Raw genomic sequence first — 20020 nt, 5'->3', positions numbered from 1 at the left:
AGCCTGTATTAGTGGTTAGGCGTGACTGAAAGATCGCTGGCGCGGTTGGCGAGCGGGAATATGGCAAAAAAGGTGGCGCCCTGCCCCGGTACTGAGTCAAAGCCGATACGCCCGTTCATGCGCTCCACAAAGGTTTTGCTAATGGCCAGCCCCAATCCGGTGCCGCCGCGCTGGCGCGATGCCGAGGAATCGGCCTGGGTGAATTTTTGGAACAGGTGTTCGCGGAATTCGTCGCTGATGCCCGGGCCCTGATCGATCACGGCGATTTTTATCTCGCGCAATTGCTGGATCAGGTGCACTTCCACCTGCCCGTGGGGGGGCGAAAATTTCACCGCATTGGAAATAAAGTTGGCCAGCACTTGCTGCAGGCGATGGGCATCAATCGCCACCATCAGCGGTATATCCTGCTCGTCGGCACAGATATGCAGGCTCAGGCTGACATCAAAGCTATCGGCATAGGCTTTGTTGGATTCCAGCGATTGCTCGATGATGGGCACCAGCGGCTGGCGTTTTAAATCAAAGCCCATTTTGCCCGCGATGAGCTTTTCCATATCCAGCAGGTCATTAATCAACTGGCTCAGGCGCAGCGCATTTTTGTGGGCGATGGTGAGCATGCTGTCCATTTTTTCCGGCAGGCTTCCAAGCTTGCCGCTCACCAACAGCCCCAAGGCGCCAGAGATGGATGTGAGCGGTGTGCGCAGTTCGTGGCTGACGGCGGACACAAAATCATTCTTGATTTGCTCGGCACGTTTGCGCTCGCTGATGTCCTGAATAAACGTCCACACCTGTTGCTCGCCATCGGGAGCCTCGATGAGAACGCCGTTGAGCAGCACCGGAATCAGGCTGCCATCCTTATGGATATAGTGTTTCTCATAGGGGCCATAGCGCCCGGTGGCGGCTACCCGCTGCAATTTGTGCTGGTCTTCTTCGGCGTATTCTGACGGTGTGATATCCGCCGTGGTCAGGCGCAGGATCTCCTCAGCGCTATAGCCAATCAAGCGCACAAATTCCGGGTTGAATTCAATAAACCGGCCATCGTCCAGATGGTTCAGGATGATGGCGACAGGAGCCTGATTGTAGAGGGTGAGTAATTTTTGCTGCGACAGTTGCAGCGCCTGATTGGCCTCGCGCAGTTGCAGTAATTGCATCACCTGGCGAGCCAGTAGCTGCAAGCTATTGAGTTGCAGTTGATCCAGCCGACGCGGGACACGATCGATCACGCACAGGGTGCCAAAGGCGTGACCTTCGGCTGATACCAGCGGTGCACCGGCGTAGAAGCGAATATGTTCATCGCCCAACACCAGCGGATTATCGCGAAAGCGCGGATCTTGAGTGGCGTCTTCCACCACGAGCAAATCATCGGGCCGCAAAATGGCGTGGGCACAAAATGAAACATCGCGCGACGTCTCGGTGGCATGCAGGCCAACGCAGCTTTTAAACCACTGTCGGTCGCTGTCGATCAGGCTGACCACGGCAATCGGGGTGCGACACAGCGACATGGCGAGGCAAGCTATGTCATCAAAACTTTGCTCGCGCCCGGAGTCGAGAATATTCAGGGCGTGCAGATGGGCCAGGCGCTGTAGCTCGTTGTATGGGAGTGCCGCGTTCATAAGGAGTCCTCTGGTGTTTTATCGACAGCCGGCGCCAGTACGCGGTTCAATAGCCGGTCGAATTCGAGGTAAGAGAGCGGTTTGCTCTGCCAATAGACATCGGTCAGCAAGCCGGATTGCACCAGTGCTTGCTTGGCCGGGGCCAGATCGCCGCTGACGATGATAATAGGCAGGGGCGCACCGGTAGCAGCCTGCTTTAATTCGGTATCGCGCACATAGCGCACAATATCGATACCGGTCATATCAGGCAGGTTGAGATCCAGTGTCATGAGATCGTAATCGCGCAGTTGCAATAGCTCCAGCGCCGCCTGACCGGTGGCGGCACAATCTATGTCGTAATGTTCGCCGGGCAAAAGTGCACTCAAAATTTCCGCAGTGGCTTGGTCGTCTTCCACAATGAGCAAATGCGGTTTGTTTTTGACAGGCTCGATCCGACTGGCGGGTACTTTTTGGGTGGCATCCTCGCAGGGCAGCTCAAAGTAAAAGCAGGCGCCCTGCGCGGCCGAGGGCTCCACACCCAGGCTGCCGCCCATGCGCTCGATAATCTCTTTGCAAATGGCCAAGCCCAGGCCTGTGCCGCCTTTTTGGCGCGAGTCGGAAGAGTCGGCCTGGGAAAACTTTTGGAACAGGCGCGGCAGGAATTCTTCACTGACGCCCGGCCCCTTGTCGCTGACGCTAACCCTGACTCGCCCGAACCCCAGCTCCACCTTGATGCTCACCACTTCGTTGGCCGGCGAGAACTTGGCCGCGTTGGACAGGTAGTTGGCCAGCACTTGCAGCAGCCGCTGCTCATCCACCACCACTTGCACGTCAGTGTCATCGGCCAGTACATAAGTCACATCGTACTGCTCGGCGAAGGCGGTGTTCTCCTCCATGCTCTGCATAATCAACTGGCGCAGGCTATGGGGTTGCATTTCAAAGTGCATTTTGCCGGCAACCAGTTTTTCCATATCCAGCAGGTCATTCACCAGGTAAATCAGGCGATGGGAATTGCTATAGGCAATCTGGATCATGCGCTGGGCCTGCTCGGACAAATTGCCCGCCATGCCGTTGGCGATAATGCCCAGCGCCCCGCTGATAGCGGTCAGCGGCGTACGCAATTCATGGCTCACAGTGGAGATAAACTCGGTTTTCATCTGGTCGATACGTTTGATCTCACTGATATCCCGCGCGATTCCCATGTAGCCGGTAATGCTGTTTTCACTGTCGCGCAGCGCCGATACGGTGAGCAGTACCGGGAAGCGACTGCCGTCCTTGCGGACATAAAGCCACTCGCGTTCATCGTCTGTGCCTTCCCGTGCCTTGGCGATAAAGGTGTCGAAACCGGGTGTTACCGCATAGCCCAACTCCCGGGCCAACTGCTGGGCATAGTCGGCGATTTCCGACTCTAGGTGAAACAAGAGAGGGGTTTGGCGATCGATTATCTCGTCGGCGCGATAACCCAGCATCAGCTCTGCGCCCATGTTGAAAGTCTTGATAAAGCCTTGGCTATCCGCAGAGATGATGGCGATATTGGCGGCATCCAGAATCGCTTTGCGCAGTGCATTGGTCTCTTTTAACTTCAGTTCGGTCTCTTTGAGCGGGGTGACATCGGAGGCATAACCATTCCACAACACGCCGCCATCAGGCAGGGGCTCAGGCAGTGACTCAAAATGCGCCCAGATCATCCCGAGTATTGGGTGATTCACCCGGAAGGTGGTCACAAATGGTGTGAGCTTGCTGGCAGATAAAGAGATTGCCTCGCCGATCCAGCCCACATCATCCGGATGGATCACAGAAAACACACACTCGGCAGATTCAATGACATCTTCCGGTTCCACGTTGTAGATGTTTTTAATGCCCGCACTGGCATAGGGGAAAAAAGAGCTGCCATCAGGGCGCATTTGATACTGGAACAGGAAGCCGGGCAGACGCTCACTTAACTTGTGGAAGCGCTCGATAATGACTTTTTTGTCGATATCCTGCTGCCAACGCTCCACCACCGAACTGATCCAGCGCGCCAGCAAGCGCACAAAGTCTTTGTCGAGGGCATCGTATTGGTGATGGCGGGTTTTGCGTGAGCTAAAGGCCAAGGTGCCGCAGACCTCGCCATTCATCCACAGCGGCGCGCCAATGTAGGACTCCACTTGCGTCAGGCGGTAGGCGGGATGTTGGCGCTGGTCGCTGGTGGGAATGTCGTCCTCGGCAACCACATCGCGAGCGGCCACAGTCAGGCTACAGTAGTTATCCATCAACCGATTGCTGAGCGGCACCAGATCGCGCTGGCTCTGGGAGCAAAACGCGACTCGCACCCTGTAGCTGTCTTCTTTGATTGCGCTGATCACTCCGGTACTCAACCCTAGATAACGGGCGCCCAGCGACAGCGCGCGTTTGAGCTGGGCATCGGGGTCCACACCGGAGAGGGAGGCAATTTCATTGAGCGAGTGCAGCGCGGCCTGCTGGCGAATACTGATCAGCTCGGTGTTTTTGCGCTGGGTAATATCGGAATAAACGCCCAGCACCAGCGCCGCACGGCCATTGGCTTGCCACTCCACCACCTTGCCGCGGGTGAGAATCCACTTATAGCTGCCGTCGTGAATACGCAGCCGGTACTCGTTTTCATACATGGGCGTTTCGCCCTTGATATGGCGAATAATGTCGCTGTAGCTGGCGCGTTTGTCAGCAGGGTGAACGCGGCTCATCCACTCATCCAGGTCGAGCGAGTTAGGGGATTCAGGCCCCAGGCCACAGAGCTGGCGCCATTCCGGCGAAAAGCGGGCGCGGTCGTTGACTATGTCCCACTCCCAAAAACCCGAGTCGCTGGAGCGCAGCGCCAATGCCAAACGCTGACGCGCCTGTTCGGTCTGGTTGTGCTCGGCTTGTAACTGCTCGCGGTGCTCCAGAATGACCTGCTGCAAATAGCGGCGCTGCAAGTAGATAAACCCCGCCAACAGCAACAGGGCCACAGCCAGCGCAGCACTCCACTTGGCAATCACGCGGGTGATGGTTGCATGGTAGCGGCTGTAGTCAGCGCTGATGTCATGCCACACCAAGGCCGCCATTGGCGATTCGGCAAGCGGTACGCCCACCTGCATAATAGGTATCCAGGAGGCGAGATATACCTGTTGGTCGTGGTATAGCAGCTGCCCCTGGCGGCTGATCGCTATCTTGCCGCGATTCCACCAGTCGTGCAGCAGTGGGTCGTTAGTGCTTTCCAGGCGCCAATCCTCCACGGTGGTGGGGTTGGCGCGATGCAGGCTCTGGCGGGCACTGTCCCAGAGCAGTTGCTCCACGGCATTTTTTTGCAAAAAGGTGGCGATGTGAATGTCGCTGATAGCCGAGCCCTGTGCCAGTGAGGCCATGCCCACTTCCAGTACGGCTACCACCGCGCCGGTTTGATCGGCATTGGCCATAATGGGCAGTACTGCACTGGGGCCACTGCCACTGCGGGCAATATCCAGCCCCCAGGAGGGCAGGCCGGAGCTGAAGGTTTGTTGGATCATGGGGCGCACGGCGCCAACGCTATCGCCCGCGCGCTCGGGCAGGTGCATACGCAAAAAGCTGATAGCACCCGGCGCCACATAAATGCTGAGCCGGGGCACGCCCAAATCGCGCATCCCCAGCCAATAGTCATCCAACTTTAACCGCAGCTTGTCGCGCGCAGCACTGGTGAGCGGCGCCGATAATCGCCCGCGTTCCGCCACGAAGTGCTGCTGGGCTTCGCGCACCAGCGCCAATACATCGCTGTCGCGCGCAATCAGTTGGGCGAGCAGCATGGCCTGCTGGGTCATGTCGCGGCTGTGATTCATCACCGTTTCGTTGTGGCGCTGGGTCCACAAGGCGATGCGCTCCTGCCAGACCTGCTGGTGGAGCTGCACGTCGGCACGCATAAATCCGGCAAAAGCCAAGGCTAATACCGCGGCGGCAAGCCAGGGCAGCCATGCATACCAACCTTTGCGAATCACGGGCATGAAAAATCTCTAGGGTGAAGGAATTGCGGACAGCGCATTACCCCAGTGTAGTGCAATTTTATGGTGAAGCAGGGTTGAAGAGCGGGTGTAAGCCAGCGCCGGAGGACGACGCTGGCACGGTGTTTACTCCGCTGCCGGAGCGGCTTTTTCGTCGCTGGCGGCCTCGGTTTTTTCCGCCCGTTTGCGCCGTGCTTCTTTCGGGTCAGAGGCCAGTGGGCGATAGATTTCTACACGGTCGCCAGCATGCAGTATGTGCTTGTCTGCCGTGTCCAGCCCCTTGGTGCCCAGAGATTGGCCAAAGATTCCCAGCTTGGCGCTGGAGAGATCCAGGTCGGGGAAGTGATCGCCCATCCTGGAGCGTTTTACCGCCTCCAACGCCGTGGTGCCCGGCTCCACTAACAGGGCGATAATTTTTTGTTTATGGGGCAGCGCGTAGGCTACTTCCACGGGGATAAGGTCAAAATCGGCCATGGTTACTCAGTCCACTTTATTACTAGGGGTATTGGGTTGTTGTTGGGTCTTTACGGGCGCTGCCGGGTTATTGATAAAGGGCTTTGGCGCGAGCGCACAGGGCATCTACCTGCCGGTTGCTCACCGCTTCAAATAATTTGCCCACGGCCAGCCCCAGAAGGCGGTTTTGCAATTCAAACTCCAGGGTAAACGACACTTTGCAAGCACTGTCGCCAAGGGGGCTAAAACGCCACTCACCGCGCAGGTATTTGAAGGGGCCATCCACCAGATTCAGAGTCATGGACAGGGGCGGTTGCAGTTGGTTGCGGGTGACAAAACTCTGGCTGACACCGGCCTTGCTCAACTCCAGACGCGCCTCCACCCAGTCGTCACCACGGGCAAGAATCCGGGCGCCAGTGCAGCCATCCATAAACTGCGGATAGGCCTCTATATCGTTGATCAAATCAAACATTTGTTGCGCGGAATAATTCACCAGCGCGCTTCGCTCTACTTTATGTGCCACAAGGGATACCCATTAACATCGCGACGCTATACACCACAGCCGCTACACATCATTACTCGACAAACACGCCGCGCAGTACCGGGAAAATACCGTTAATCAATACAATCAACACCGCCACCGGTGAGATGTAACGCAATACCGGCCGCCACCAGCGCAACAGCCAGCTGGATTCGTATTTCAGCTCGTGCAGCAGGTGTTCATCACGCAGCTTCCAGCCCACAAACAGGGCGATCAATACCCCGCCCAACGGCAGCATGATATTGGTGGCGATAAAGTTCATGCTGTCGAACCAGGTTTTGCCCCACAGGAAAGGCTTCTCCGCCCAGTCGTTAAATGACCAGATGGAACCCAGACCCATGGTCCAGGCGATCATGCCCAACAACAGGCTGGCCAGCACACGGTGCAGACCAAAGCGTTCATTGAGGTAGGCCACGCCCGGCTCCAACAGCGAGATAGTGGAGGTCCAGGCGGCGAGCATTACCATCACAAAAAAGACCGAGCCAATCACCAAACCGGCGCTCATATTGCCAAAGGCGACGGGCAAGGTCACAAACATCAGCCCCGGACCGCTACCGGCAGAAATGCCGGGTGTGGCAAATACAAAGGCAAAAATAGCCACGCCTGCCACCAGTGCGACCAGCGTATCCAACAGGGCAACCAACAGCACCGTTTGCCCCACGGACTGATTGCTGGGCATGTAGGCACCGTAAGCCATAATCGCACCCATGCCCAAACTCAGGGTAAAAAAGGAGTGACCCATGGCAGTCAGCGCCGCCTCCCAGGAGAGATCCTGCGGATTAAAACTGAACATAAACCGCAGGGAGGTGACAAACTCGCCCTCCATCATGGCGTAGCCCAGCAATACCAGTAACAACACAAACAACATCGGCATCATAAACCGCACCGATGACTCCAGCCCGCGCGACACACCTAGCGCCAAAATCACCACGGTCATGGCAGTAAATAGGGTATGCCACTGCAACATCTGGTCGGTATTGGCGAGCAGGCCATCAAACAGCGCTTGGGAGCTCTCCCCGGTCAGGCCGTCAAACCGGCCTTGCAGGGCGCCGCTCAGGTATTCCAGCGTCCAACCGGCAATCACAGTGTAGAAGGACAAAATCACCAACCCTGCCAGGGCGCCCATCCAGCCAATGACCGTCCAGCCTTTGCTCACCTTGGCGGCCTCGCACAATTCGGCGGTGGCGAGTATGGGATTGGCGCGGGCGCGGCGGCCCATCAGGATTTCCGCCATCATGATCGGCATGCCAATCAGCAAAATGCAGCAGAGGTACATCAACACAAATGCCCCGCCACCGTTTTCACCGGTGATGTAGGGAAACTTCCAGATATTGCCCAAGCCCACGGCCGAACCCGTAGCCGCCAGGATAAAGCTGCCACGCTGCCCCCAAATCACATGCTGCTTGAGTCGTTTCACTGGCGCGCTCCCAGAAGTCTTGTCGTTATTAAGCGTCGGATAAGTGATTGTACCTAGATTCCCCCGCAGGGCATAATGCCCGCCCCTTGTTGATTCACTCCAAGTAGCGTCCCGTCATGGCCAAAAAAGCACAAAAAAACCAAGGCAATACCATTGCCCTCAATAAAAAAGCCAAGTTCGACTACGAGCTGCACGACCGCTTTGAAGCGGGCATTGCACTGACCGGCTGGGAGGTAAAGAGCCTGCGCGCGGGTAAAGGCAATATCACCGATTGCTATGTGATTTTCAAAAACGACGAAGCCTGGCTGCTAGCGGCGCAAATCCAGCCGCTGCAAACCGCCTCCACCCACTTTGTGACCGACCCCTTCCGCACGCGCAAACTGCTGCTGAACCGCCGCGAGATTAACCGCCTGCAAGAAGCCGTGGAGCAAAAAGGCTACACCGTTGTGCCCACGGCGCTCTACTGGAAAGATCACCTGATCAAACTGGAAATCGCCATCGCCAAAGGTAAACAGCAGCACGACAAACGCGAGACCGAAAAAGAGCGCGACTGGGCGCGGGATAAACAGCGATTGTTCCAGAAAGATCTGCGTAAATAACGACGCGGCAAATCAGCTATCCAACCACTTGACCGCAGGCGACTGCAATACCATGGCCGCCAACTGGTTTTGGCGATTGCAGCGCATCTTGGTAAATACCGCTTTCAACTGGGCGCGCACTGTGTGCGCAGAGCGGCCGTCGCGCCGGGCAATGACTTGTGGATCCAATCCGAGGGCAATATCCGCTGCCACCCGCGCTTCGCTGTCGGTGAGCGCAAATAAGCGCATTAACTGCCCATGGTCGATTGCCATTACCTGTTCCGGGTCATAGATATAGACCGCCACGTAGGCGTCCCGCCCCCAAAGCGACAACTCATTCACTGCCGGGTACACCGGCGCCAGAAAGCAGCTAAAACCGGCGCGCTGTTCGCGGCGGACCTGCACCACCTGTTCCTGCGCTGCCAGCGCGCTAGCACTGCATAGAACCCGTTCAAACGCCTGACGGAAGCGCTGCTCAACGGCGGCTTCGCGAAACATCAGTTGCCCGTTACTGCACTGCATGTCGCTCTGGCGCAGCAGCCGCTCCCCGCGCGGTGAGACATAAACCAACTTACTCTGCTGATCCAATAACACAAACGGCAAAGGGCGCACTTCGCTGGCCATTACACTGGCGCAGGTACGGCCACTCAGTTCGGCGGTAATCTGTTCAAAACGCAGCGCTTGCCGCAGGTGTGGCAGGAATTGGTTGACCTCGTCCAGTTGCTCACGGGTGTAATACCCCTGCCCCTGGGTGCGCTGTACCAGCAACTGTACCTTGTGTGCACCCATGGTAAATACCGTGCCACAAATGCCGTGGTGAATATCCTGCGGACCAGCCCAATCATTGAAAAACTCGGTGCGGTAAAACGCTGGTTGGTGGCAGGAAAAATCCAGATAGGTGGAGTAAAGTTGCCCCTTCGGCTTTTGCGCCAGCTCCAGCCGCCAAGGGCAGGTATTCACGTAATAATCGACATAGCGGCGATGCTCACTATCGTCAATATTAACCTTGACGCTGGACAGTACCTGATCCGCCGATAGATTAGTCAGCAACATGCGCGCCGAGCGGGAGTCAGTGAAGGCCACCAGCCGCCCGAGAACATCCTGCCAATCAATACCCCGCCCTGTCTCGCTGTAGAGACTGTCGAGTAGGTCAGTAGAGCGGGAAGCCAGAGAATATTGCATAGGTTCCTACCGCAATGCGGCAACAGACACAGGGGATTGGATGGGTGTAGGCCATAACACTGACTTGAATGGCGCCTTATTCAGCCTAGAATAGGCTTATAAATCATAGATCGACAGTGACGTTCTCACAACTGTCGCCACCCATCAAGCCGAGGCCCCGATGTCACCAACCCACGTCCACACGGAGAAGCCCTTGATTGTGTTTATCCACGGCTGGAGCTGCCGTGGCAGCGACTGGGATGCCACCCTCGCCGCACTGCATCCCATACTGGGTGCCACCCACACACTCCTCGCCCCCGACCTGCCCGGCCATGGCAGCAATACCCATCAACTCTGGCATGACTGGACGATTGCGGGGCTGGCCCAAGCGCTGCTCAAACAACTGCCCGCCAAGCAGCCAGTAACCTTGGTCGGCCATTCCATGGGCGGCTGTGTGGCACTGGAAGCTGCCACGCAGTTGGAAAGCCGCGCACAGCAGGTGATTCTGGTTGATACCTTTGGTCTGCCCTACGGCGATATGGATGTGGCAACCATCAACAGTATTGAAGCCCCGTTCCGCGAGGATTTTGCGGCCGCCATGCATTACCTGGTCGACAACACCACCCCCGTAACCCTGGATAGCCCTACCCGCGACTGGATCAAAACCCGCATGGCCAGCGCCTCACCCGAAAAGATGCTACCCATCTGGCACAACCTGCTGCGCTGGTCACCCGATAATGCCTTCCCGCGGATCCACTGCCCCATCCATGCCATTAATGGCGAACATATACCGCCGATAGCCCAAGCACGCTGCGCCCCGGTGGTCACCGCCCGGGTACTGGCCGGTAGCCACCACTTTCCGCAATTTGAGCAGCCTGCCAGTTTCCACGCCGCACTGCTTGAGCTACTTCGCCAGCCGCAATAACCTCGCTATGCAGGCACTGCCATCCCTCATTTGGGTGATGGCAAGGCCCCTGCTGCACTTTAGACTGAACCTTTCATGCTCCGCACCGGTGTGCTGAATCAGCGGTTTCCGTGGATGGGCTAGTCGAATCGCCTGATTGACCCAGCCAAATAGCCTTCCATACCGGATTCCACTTCAAGATCCCAACCCACGATAAGGTATGTCTATGAATAAGTATTTCCAACAAGGGTTATTGTCTGTATTGGTGGCCAGTCTGGTCGCCTGTGGTGGTAGCGGCGGAGGGGGCGGCAGCAAATCCTCTTCGCCGGTGAGTAGCTCCACCCCCAGTTCGGTCGCCGCCAGCTCCCTTGGCGAGTCATCCTCCAGCGCGACAACGGCCAGTTCCACTCCGGCGTCCTCTGTGGCGCCCAGCTCGGTCGCGGAATCCTCTGTTGCCACCAGTGTGAGTAGCAGTGCATCCAGCGAGGCCAGCTCAAGCGCACCAAGCTCCACCGCGACAACATCCAGCGCAGCTACCTCCAGTGCTACTACTTCCAGCAGCAGTATTGCCAGCAGTGCTCCGGCCCTGACCGGCGTCTTTCTGGATAGTACGGTCGCCGGCATTGGCTATCGCACTAGCCCAAGTGGCAATACCGGTTTTACCAGCGCACAGGGCGAATATGCCTATGCCAGTGGCGACAAAGTCACCTTTTACATCGGCGATCTGGAACTGCCGGAAGTGGATGCCAAAGGGGTTATCACCCCGCTGGATCTGGCCAATAGCGACGAACTGACCAATCAGGTAGCGCTCAATATCGCTATTTTGCTGCAGTCCCTGGACAGTGATGGCGACCCATCCAACGGTATTAGCATTGATTATTCCGCCGCCGCTCCTGCCGCTGTCGCGGTGAGTTTCGACCAACCGGCAAACAGCTTTTCCAGTGCCATCAGCAGCCTAGTCACTGCGGCCCAAGGCACATTGGTAACCGCCGAAGCCGCCCAATCCCACCTGCAAAGCACCCTTGAAAACCTGAATACCTTGACCGCCGAGCGCTTGGTTGGCACCTGGTATATGAGTGGTGAAGGCTACCGCGCCGCCCTCGCCTTTTTGGATAGCACCCATTACATCAGCATCGAAGTGACCGAGGATGAAGGCACTAATATCGAAGTGGGTAGCTATGAGTGGAATGCCGCTACCGGCGCGATTATCGCCACAGTCGATGGCGAGGCAGGCAACACCGATCTGGGCCTGAAACCGGCGCAGGGCCACTATTTGTTGACTATCGCGGGCGATCAACTGCTGATCAGCGAAGAGAATGACACAGAAGCACCAACGCCCATGACCAAACTCAGCAGTGAAGCCGGTTTGACTGGCGGTTGGTACATCGCTGACCAAGGGGTGCTGGCACTTGCCGTGTTTACAGGCAGTGAATATTTACTCGGTCAGTACGCGCCCAATCCCGAGGACCAAAATGGACAAAGTGGTGTGGAGTACGGCACCTACAACTACAGCCCAAACACCCGTGAATTCACCCTGGAAACCCTGATCGATTCCAATGGCCAATGGGGCTTTTCACATCCCTGTGCCGTGCTCGACACCAACGGCAACCAATGGCAGGAATCCAACGACCTGAGCTGCGGCCCGAATGGTGCAAACATCATACAAACCCTGACCCGCAGCGGCACCAGCCTCACCTTTGTCAGCCAAGCCGACACTCTTGCAAATGACGGTGAAGAACAACCTGTCAATTTTGTGGCCGTTGGTGCCCCGGCAGGCCAGGATAGTATTGAACTGGAAGTGACAGTGACCAACACCGTAACCCAAGCCGTTCAAGGAGAGCTCTTCACTGCTCCGGGCGCCAGCATGCAATGTGGTGCGAGCGAGTTCGATACCGTGGGCGAGTCAGAAACCTTTCCTGAAACCTGGGTCATCAACCCCAACTACGGTCAAGCCAGCTATGTGACCGACGAAAAGTATGTCAATGAAGACCCCTACAGCGATACCGGCACATTTGACCCAGTGTTCAACAAGCTGCGCATCACTAACGCCGGCGCCAAAATCAATCTCTGCGCGGCCGGAGAAGCGCAGTGCGAAGGCGATGTGATTTTCTACGGCCACAACAGCTACACCTGGACAGCCAATATCAACCTGGATCCAGAAGCTGAACCACTGGCTATTGGTGAAATCGTAGAAACCCGCAAACTCAGTTGGAACCTGGGACCAGAAGTCTCCGTGTGCACCGTCCGCTACAACGTCACCGCCACACGCTTGCCACCGCCTTAACAAAGGCAAAGGCCAGAAACAACAAACCCGCCAATTGGCGGGTTTGTTGTTTTAGGAGCAGAAGAAACTACTTATTGTCCTTCAACATCACCTTGCGGAAATGTTCACCCTGCATGGTTGGGGTGTAGGTTTGGTAGTCGGTGAAGAGTTGCGGTGACCAATCGGGGTCGAAGACCCAGGCGACCCAGCTGATGCCTTTGCTGTTGAAGTAGTCGGTGATGCGCGGGCCGTAGCTGCCGTCGTCGATAACAGGGATGTGGGCGCCTTTGTCGGTGGCGCGCTGGTAGCCGATTTCAGTGGCGAATACCGGGTATTTATCGGCCATAAAACCAAAATCACGCTCCCAGTTGGCTTGGTAAGGCGCGCCTACTTTTTGTGGGTAGGGGTGGCTGACGTAGGCGATGTTCTGGCGATCGATGGGGTTGGCGGCAGCTTCTTTCAGGTCGTAGGCCCAGTTAAAACCAGCGACCAGGGCGATGGCTTTGGGGTTGTGGGCTTGGATAATGGTGATGGCCTCTTCGTTGATAGCTTTCCACTCCGCCCAAGTGGCTATGCCCAAGCGACCATTGAATACCGTTGGCTCGTTGAAAATTTCGTAGAAGGCGACGGAATTGATGCCGTTGTAGCGCTCGGACACACGGCGCCAGAAGTCAAAGGTTTCGCCTTTGGTGGTGTGATAGGAATTGTTTTGGAACATTTCGGACTTGAGATTGCCGATGGAGTGCCAGTCGAGGATGGTGTAGATGCCCAACTCGTTGTTCCAGGCAACCACTTGATCCAGCAGCTCTAAATAGCCTTTTACGCCACGCTCTTTCCACGCACGTGGGTGCACCGGTACGCGCACAACGTTAGCACCCCAGCTGCGAATCACCTCAAAGTGCTTTTTGCTAAAGCGTTTGTCTTTGTCGATCTTGTCGGGATCGGAAATATTGACGCCACGAAATACCAGGGTCTTGCCCTGCTCATCCACAAAGCGATTGCCTTCCACCTTGATCAGCGGAAGTTGGCGAGTGATTTTGCTTTTGTCGAAGGCGGGAATATCGCTGGCATTCCACCAGCCGCTGGTGGTTTCCCAGGCGTTGTCGGCCAAAGCGGCGCTGCTTAATAGCAGCACCAACACGGCGCCCAGCAGGCGTCGGAGAGTTTTTGCTGTAGTCATGGTTATGTCTCGTTGGTTATTTTGGGAGGTTATTGTTGGAGGGACACTATGTAACCGATCACAAGGCAGGATGCCACGATGTTTGCGCTAATTTACGCCCCCGCCGCGCTGGCGGACAGGCGCTGGCGGCGGTTATTAGCGTTCGATTTTGTAGACCACATCCACACTTTTGGTCTCGCCGGATTCGGCTTCGATGCGGAAGTTGTCGGTGAGTTGGTATTCGATGCCAAAGCTGAAAGCCTGATCAAAAATCCCCACCACATAGCGCACCAGCAGTTTGGGCGTGAGGTATTTGCCCACCCACAACTGGCTCTGGTCGATGCCGTCGTCGGATTTCACTTCCAGTTGATCGACACGGAAGAAACGGTTGATCTCGGCGGTGATGGAACCGCCTGAATCCATACCCAGGCCACTCATGGCACTGAGCAACAGCGAGGCGTCGGCGTCGGAGGCGTCTTTGATGGGCTTACCGGTGAGCAACATCATCATCGCCTCACTGTCACTGCGGCTGGGCGAGGAGAAGACTTTGGCTTTGGGGCGCTGCAGGGTGCCGTCAATATCCAGCCCCACCTTGGTGCTGTCGCTGTCGCGAATCTGGCGGGTGGCGCGAATATCCAGCCCCGGATCGTCATAGGGCCCCTGGAACGCGAGACGGCCGCGCTCGATGGTGAGGGTTTGGCCATAGGCCTTGTAGCTACCTTCGGACACACTCACATAGCCGTTAGTGAAGAAGGGGCGATGAGCTTCTTTGAGCAGGTTCAGCCGGCCGGTGAGCTTACTGCTCAGGCCAAAGCCTTTGAAACTAACATCCTTACCCAGCGACAAATTCAGGTTGCTGTACACATCGAAGGGCGAGGCGGCCTGGGCTTGCAGGTATTTCTCATCCACTATCACCACATCCGACGAGACCTGGGTAGCCGAGGGCGGCAGGCTCTTGATGTTGGCGCGCGCCCAAGGGATCTCCGCATCGCCAGTGAGGTGCATGGCGCTGGCGTCGGCGACCACTTTGATATTGGGCGACAGGTTGGCCTTGAGCTGTGGCAGGGATACCACACGGAAATCCGTGCCATTGATAAAGGCCTGGGCGCGCCAGTGGGGCGAGCCAAAACCATTCAGGTCACCCACCACCGTCATGCGGCCATCGCCCGATTGCATCTGGCTCATCAGGCTGATGGTTCCGGCGCGGGTCGAGTTGACGTTCAGTTCGATGCCCTGCAAATCCAGCCCCAGGCGCGTCATGTTGGCGCTGCCGTTGCGCAGGTGGATATCACCCAGCAGGTAGGGCGCGCTGAACGTACCGCCCGCCGTCAAATCCGCTGTCAGTTCGCCTTTTACATCGTTGGTGAAAGGCAAGAGGGTTTCCAGCGGGGCGATGTTGTGAAATCCGATTTGCAGGCGCGCGCGATTAATCGCCTGCTTTTGCAGGTCCAGTTGGGTGTCCAGGTCCATACGCCCATAACCCACCCACTCCAAACCGGTGGTGGCGGTGAGCTGGGCATTTTGCAGTTGGGCGCGCAGGGCGAAATCGTGCCAGGGGTACATATCCGTCACGCCGCCTTCGTATTGGTAGCGCAGTTCCGCATTGCGGGTGGTGACGTTGAGGCTGGCACGGGTGCCCATGAGCGAAAGGTCGGGCGATGTCAGGGTCAGGCTGCCGTCCATCACGCCGGCAAAATAGACTTCGGTTTTAAACAGCGACAAAAACTGGCGCAATGGCACCGCATCCAACTGGGCATCCAACATAGCACCGGTACTGCTGGCCCAATCGCCCTGAATACACAGGCGCGGCAGATTGTACTTTTCAATATTGCTCGCCGGTAGCGAGGGTTTGGATACCAGCCAGTCGTAGCGATTACCCAGGGCAGGCGATTGATTGGGCTGCCATTCGCCGCGCAGTTGTTCGCGCTCTACCGCTGTGTCGCGCTCCACCGCCGCCGTCAGGTTGGTGCGGGTCGTCAGGCACTGTTCGCCCAGCACCACACCGCTGCCACTGATCCGAATAGGCTTACTGGAGGTGAGCCACCAGCGCGGCACTTTGGTGAGTTTGATCGCCAGTTGGTTAAGCGAACCCTGCCAGGCGTAATCGTCATATTCCCCCTGCACACCTATATCGGCACGGCCCAGGCTGGGGCTGCGCACAATGGCTTGCACCTGATGTTTGGCGACCGAACCCTCGCCTTTGAGGGTGATACTGGAGAAATACTGCTGCGCCAACTGCACGCGATTGGCGACAAAACTGAGCTGGTAGTTCTCTTGCAGCAACTCGCCAGTCAGTAGATTGACCGGATTTGCCAGGGGCGAGGCCGCGCTGGCGGCGTGCTGCACCGGGGAATCGGACTCCAGCGCCGGACCAACCAAGGGTTCGGCCTGCGGCGCTTGGGGCGACAGGGATAATTCCAGCTTTTCCAGGGCGTTACCGCCCCAGCGGAATTGGTTCGCACTGGCCGTGATCCCAATGCGTGGGCGAGTGCGATCACCACGCAACTCGCCTTTGCTGATCACACTGCCGGAGAGGCTTTCATCGATCTGCTGCAACAGCGGGGCGTTGATATTCCAGTTGAGGTTGATGTCATCGCCCACCACCCCTTTAAGTTGCATCTGGTTAGCGCCAACGATCAGTTCCAAGGCATCGCTGCGCAGGGTGCTGCCATCCAGCGCCACTGACCCGCTGCCCTGCACATTCACGCCGCGCAATTCGCCTTCAATCCGCAAATCGCGCAGAGCCGCCTGCCACTGGGACTCTTTCAAACTGCCGCTGGTGGTAAACCCGGCGTTGAGGTGGCTGGGCCAGTTATCGACAATACCGGCCAGGTTAAACGCCGTCGCCTCCACCCCCAATTGCCATTCCAGTACCGGCAACCAATTCACTCGACCCTGAATCGCCAGCCGCGCCGCTTTGTTGGGCGAGGGTTCAGTCGCCTCTGCCGGTGCGCTGGCCACAGCAGCCGATGCGGGAGCTGCTGCTGTCTCTACTTCCGGGGTCGATGACGCGCTGGCGCTAGATGCACTGCTGGCCGCTATCGCCTGTAGCCGTTCGCTCAATTCGCGGATGTTCAAATGGTGGATCTGTAGACCGTCCAAATTGCCATCTACCTGGGTATCGAGTGATAGCGTCGGTGCATCGGGCAGTTGGATTGCGCCTTCCAAGGTGGCGCGATACGCCTGCCAATTGCCCTCGGCTTTCAGCAGGCCTTGGGTAACGGGGGCGGTTTTGTCGGCCATCCACCAAGCCGCCGGCAGGGTTTGCGCGGGCCATTCCAGGGTCAAGGCCAAAGGGGGTTCAAGGTTAAGTTCACGCTTGTCGTTCACCAGCGGGCCGGAAACCAGCGCTTTGGCTTGCACGGGGGAGTCCATGGCGTTATCCACCTGCAGCTGTAACAGGCTGCCCTGCAACTGGCTCTGGCCGCGATAGAGCAGCCCGTCGCTGCCATCCTCTGCCGTAGGTTGTTGCCACTGCCAGTGCAGTTCGGCATCGCTGTTGTAGGGATAATCCAGACCGGTGCGGCCGCTCAGGCGCAATTGGTAATCGCGGTGGATCAGGCTCAAGTCGCGATAGCGCAGGTTGAAGGTGCCCAGCCCCAAATCGCCGCTGAGCCGCTCCCACACTAACTCCTGATCGCCCTGCCGATAGCGAATGCCGTGCAAATCCAGGTTGCGCAATTGCACCCGCACCGGCAAACGCAGGCTGGGCCAAGTGCTAAAAGGGGTCGCATCGGGCGGCGTTTCAGCAGCTACCGGCAACTGCAGGCTGAGCTGCCGGGCACTGAGGGAATCGATCATCAGGGCGCTGTAAAACAGGTCAATGGGGCGCCAGCGAAAGGACACCTGCTCGGCGTGGAACACCAGTTCGCCTTGTTGGTAATCGACCGAGGCGATATCCAGACCGGTGCGCAGGTTGCCGGTCACCGCCCCGAGGCTGACATCCGCCAAGCCAGCCAGGCGATTGACCACCCAGCGGCTGCCCGTCTGGGTTTCCACCAGGGCGCTCAGGGTCGCCAACAGGATCAACAGCAGGGCGACAAGACTAAAAAACCAATTGCGTAACTTGCGTAAGGTCATGATTACAAATCCGGCCCCATGCTGATGTGCCACATCCACGACTTCTCATCGTCCAGTGCCTTGGCCACGTCAATGCGAATCGGGCCTATGGGCGAAATCCAGCGCACGCCCACGCCCGCACCGCGCTTTACGTCGATATGGGTATCGTCTGCCGCGTTGCCCTGATCGTAAAAGAGTGCGGCAACCCAATTGGAGTCCTCAAAGCGATAGTCGTACTCAATACTGGTCACCAACAGGTTATTACCACCAATTACCTCTTCCGCCGCGCGCGGGTCTTCCAGCGGCCCGACAAAATCCGGGCCATAAATATTGCGTGTCGGCCCCAGGGATTTGTATTCATAACCGCGCACGCTGGAATCACCACCGGCAAAGAAACGCACCGACGCGGGCAGTTGATCCACATTGTCCGTCTCGGTAATACCCAACTCGGCGCGCAGCAGCAGGCGACCAAAGGAAAAGCCCTTCACGTATTTGGCGCGCCCGTAAAACTGCGCAAAGCTGAAATCCGAACCGATACTTTCCGGCGAACCGGAAATACGCCCCAGCGCCGACCAACCACTCAAGGGGTAAGGAGAACCGTCGGTTTGGGTGCGCAGAAAAGAGAGCGAGGGAATAATCAGGTTGGTGCGCTGGGGCAGCATGCGTCCAATGGTGGACTCTTCCTGAATGTAATCCAGCGCGTAGGTTTGCAGCCATTTGTTGTCCTGATAATAGGAATAGCTGCTGCCGTAAGTATATTTCTCACTGAGCGAGGTCACCGTCTCCTCTTCCAGATAGCCGGTGTAAAAACGCAGGAATTCATAGGCCGGGCGACGCATGGGAATTGTGTAGGTCGCCTGCGCGGTTTTTTTGATGTCGGACACCGCCAGATCGGCGTTGAACCGGTGACCGCGGCGATTGAGGTAGCGATCCTCAAAGCCCAGCAATATCCTCGGCTCATCCGCCTCAACACCCGCACCCACGGAATAGGCGCGACGCTTGCGCTCCTCCAGCTCGATATTAATGGGCACCTCATGGTCATTCAGCGCTTGCAGGTCGGGCGCCACGCTCGCCACCGTAAAATAGTTACTGGCGTTATAGAGGTTTTTTAACTCCAGCAAGTCGTCGGTATCGTAATAGTCGCCGGATTTGAAATTGTAGTAACGGCGCAGGAAATCCTCGTCGAGTATCCCGTGCTTGAGGTTGATGTCGCCGATGCGATAGCGCTTGCCAGTATCGTACACCAGGGCGATTACCGCGCTTTTTTCCGCCACATTCACTGATACCTGCGACTGCACAAACTCGGCATCAAAATAACCGTGCAAGGAGGCCAGGGAACTGAAACGCGCCTTCAGGGTTTCGTAGCGTCCGTGATTGAGGCGATTGCCCACCTTGATGCCCGGCTTGTCGTAGAGCGGTTTGAAAATCGCGTCCTGACTGCCCTCGCCCAGGATTTCAATACGCAGTTCAGTAACCAATACCGGGTCGCCCGGTGTGAGCTGGATATTCAGGCCCCAGCAGTCTTTATTGCGCACCAGCTTGGCATCGTACTCCAACTCATAAAACCCCAGCGCGCGGGAGGCGGCGGTGACTTCGGCATCGCTGTCGCTGAGCAAGCTGTTCAAGCGCCACAGCGGGGTTTTACAACTCTCCTCCACCAGGCTCAGGTGCAAGCGAATATTCTCGCGCAGGGCTTTGGTACCGCCGGTAATTTCAATGTCCGGCTCATCGGCGGCGCGCGCGCCACAGACCGCCAACAGCAGCGAGGCACCCAGCCATAGTGGCAGCGCCAACCCGGAATAAAGGTGGGAATAGATGGAATGGACAAACAAAATCGGGCTAGATCGCAATGCGGGTATCTTCATGATTGTGGGCAGGCATTACTTTAACTGCTTAGGTCCCTGGCTAAAAGGTTAATCGTGTGACAA

The 20020-nt window shown here is 57.2% G+C and carries 12 protein-coding genes; 3 read left to right on the top strand and 9 right to left on the bottom strand.

All coding sequences use genetic code 11. The features are described 5' to 3' along the window. Positions 1-8: 8 nt before the first annotated feature. The 5 genes from B0D95_RS16395 to B0D95_RS16375 form a co-directional block, all read right to left on the bottom strand. Positions 9-1610 carry an ATP-binding protein gene (locus tag B0D95_RS16395; RefSeq protein WP_078044901.1) on the bottom strand — a complete coding sequence of 534 codons (1602 nt, stop codon included), beginning with the start codon at positions 1608-1610 and terminating at the stop codon, positions 9-11. Beyond that, the gene (locus B0D95_RS16390; RefSeq protein WP_078044900.1) at positions 1607-5560 is read right to left on the bottom strand and encodes a PAS domain S-box protein; all 3954 of its coding nucleotides are present in this window, start codon (positions 5558-5560) and stop codon (positions 1607-1609) included. Before B0D95_RS16390 ends, B0D95_RS16395 begins: the two co-directional genes overlap by 4 nt. A gap of 123 nt (positions 5561-5683) precedes the next feature. Beyond that, positions 5684-6031 carry an RnfH family protein gene (locus B0D95_RS16385; RefSeq protein ID WP_078044899.1) on the bottom strand — a complete coding sequence of 116 codons (348 nt, stop codon included), beginning with the start codon at positions 6029-6031 and terminating at the stop codon, positions 5684-5686. A 67-nt stretch (positions 6032-6098) separates the two neighbouring features. Next, positions 6099-6533 carry a type II toxin-antitoxin system RatA family toxin gene (locus B0D95_RS16380; protein ID WP_078044898.1) on the bottom strand — a complete coding sequence of 145 codons (435 nt, stop codon included), beginning with the start codon at positions 6531-6533 and terminating at the stop codon, positions 6099-6101. A 52-nt stretch (positions 6534-6585) separates the two neighbouring features. Next, positions 6586-7968 carry a sodium-dependent transporter gene (locus tag B0D95_RS16375; protein WP_078044897.1) on the bottom strand — a complete coding sequence of 461 codons (1383 nt, stop codon included), beginning with the start codon at positions 7966-7968 and terminating at the stop codon, positions 6586-6588. Between the two features lie 116 nt (positions 7969-8084). Here B0D95_RS16375 and smpB point away from each other — a divergent pair, with 116 nt between their 5' ends. After that, positions 8085-8567 (top strand): SsrA-binding protein SmpB, encoded by a 483-nt coding sequence (smpB, locus tag B0D95_RS16370; protein WP_078044896.1) that lies wholly within the window; start codon positions 8085-8087, stop codon positions 8565-8567. A gap of 12 nt (positions 8568-8579) precedes the next feature. On the opposite strand, the gene B0D95_RS16365 is transcribed toward smpB, so the two are convergent. Then, a complete protein-coding gene (locus B0D95_RS16365; protein ID WP_078044895.1) occupies positions 8580-9728 on the bottom strand; it encodes a helix-turn-helix transcriptional regulator in 1149 nt (382 codons plus the stop codon). 160 nt (positions 9729-9888) lie between these two features. On the opposite strand from B0D95_RS16365, the gene B0D95_RS16360 reads away from it, so the two are divergent. Together B0D95_RS16360 and B0D95_RS16355 are read left to right on the top strand one after the other, a co-directional pair. Next, on the top strand, positions 9889-10632 hold the full coding sequence (locus B0D95_RS16360) for an alpha/beta fold hydrolase (protein ID WP_078044894.1): 744 nt from the start codon (positions 9889-9891) through the stop codon (positions 10630-10632). 205 nt (positions 10633-10837) lie between these two features. Further along, a complete protein-coding gene (locus B0D95_RS16355; RefSeq protein WP_078044893.1) occupies positions 10838-12895 on the top strand; it encodes a hypothetical protein in 2058 nt (685 codons plus the stop codon). Between the two features lie 67 nt (positions 12896-12962). Here the strand turns inward: B0D95_RS16355 and B0D95_RS16350 are convergent, their stop codons facing one another. The 3 genes from B0D95_RS16350 to B0D95_RS16340 form a co-directional block, all read right to left on the bottom strand. Further along, on the bottom strand, positions 12963-14054 hold the full coding sequence (locus B0D95_RS16350) for a glycoside hydrolase family 5 protein (protein ID WP_078044892.1): 1092 nt from the start codon (positions 14052-14054) through the stop codon (positions 12963-12965). A gap of 135 nt (positions 14055-14189) precedes the next feature. Beyond that, entirely contained in the window at positions 14190-18113 is a 3924-nt protein-coding gene (locus B0D95_RS16345; RefSeq protein WP_078044891.1) for a translocation/assembly module TamB domain-containing protein, read from the bottom strand. Between the two features lie 2 nt (positions 18114-18115). Then, positions 18116-19957, bottom strand: coding sequence for an autotransporter assembly complex family protein (locus B0D95_RS16340; RefSeq protein WP_078044890.1), 1842 nt, complete (start codon positions 19955-19957; stop codon positions 18116-18118). Positions 19958-20020: the final 63 nt, after the last annotated feature.

Origin of the sequence: Cellvibrio sp. PSBB023, assembly GCF_002007605.1 — a bacterium.
In the GTDB taxonomy this organism is placed as follows: domain Bacteria; phylum Pseudomonadota; class Gammaproteobacteria; order Pseudomonadales; family Cellvibrionaceae; genus Cellvibrio.
This window is presented reverse-complemented; position numbering and strand designations above follow the sequence as displayed.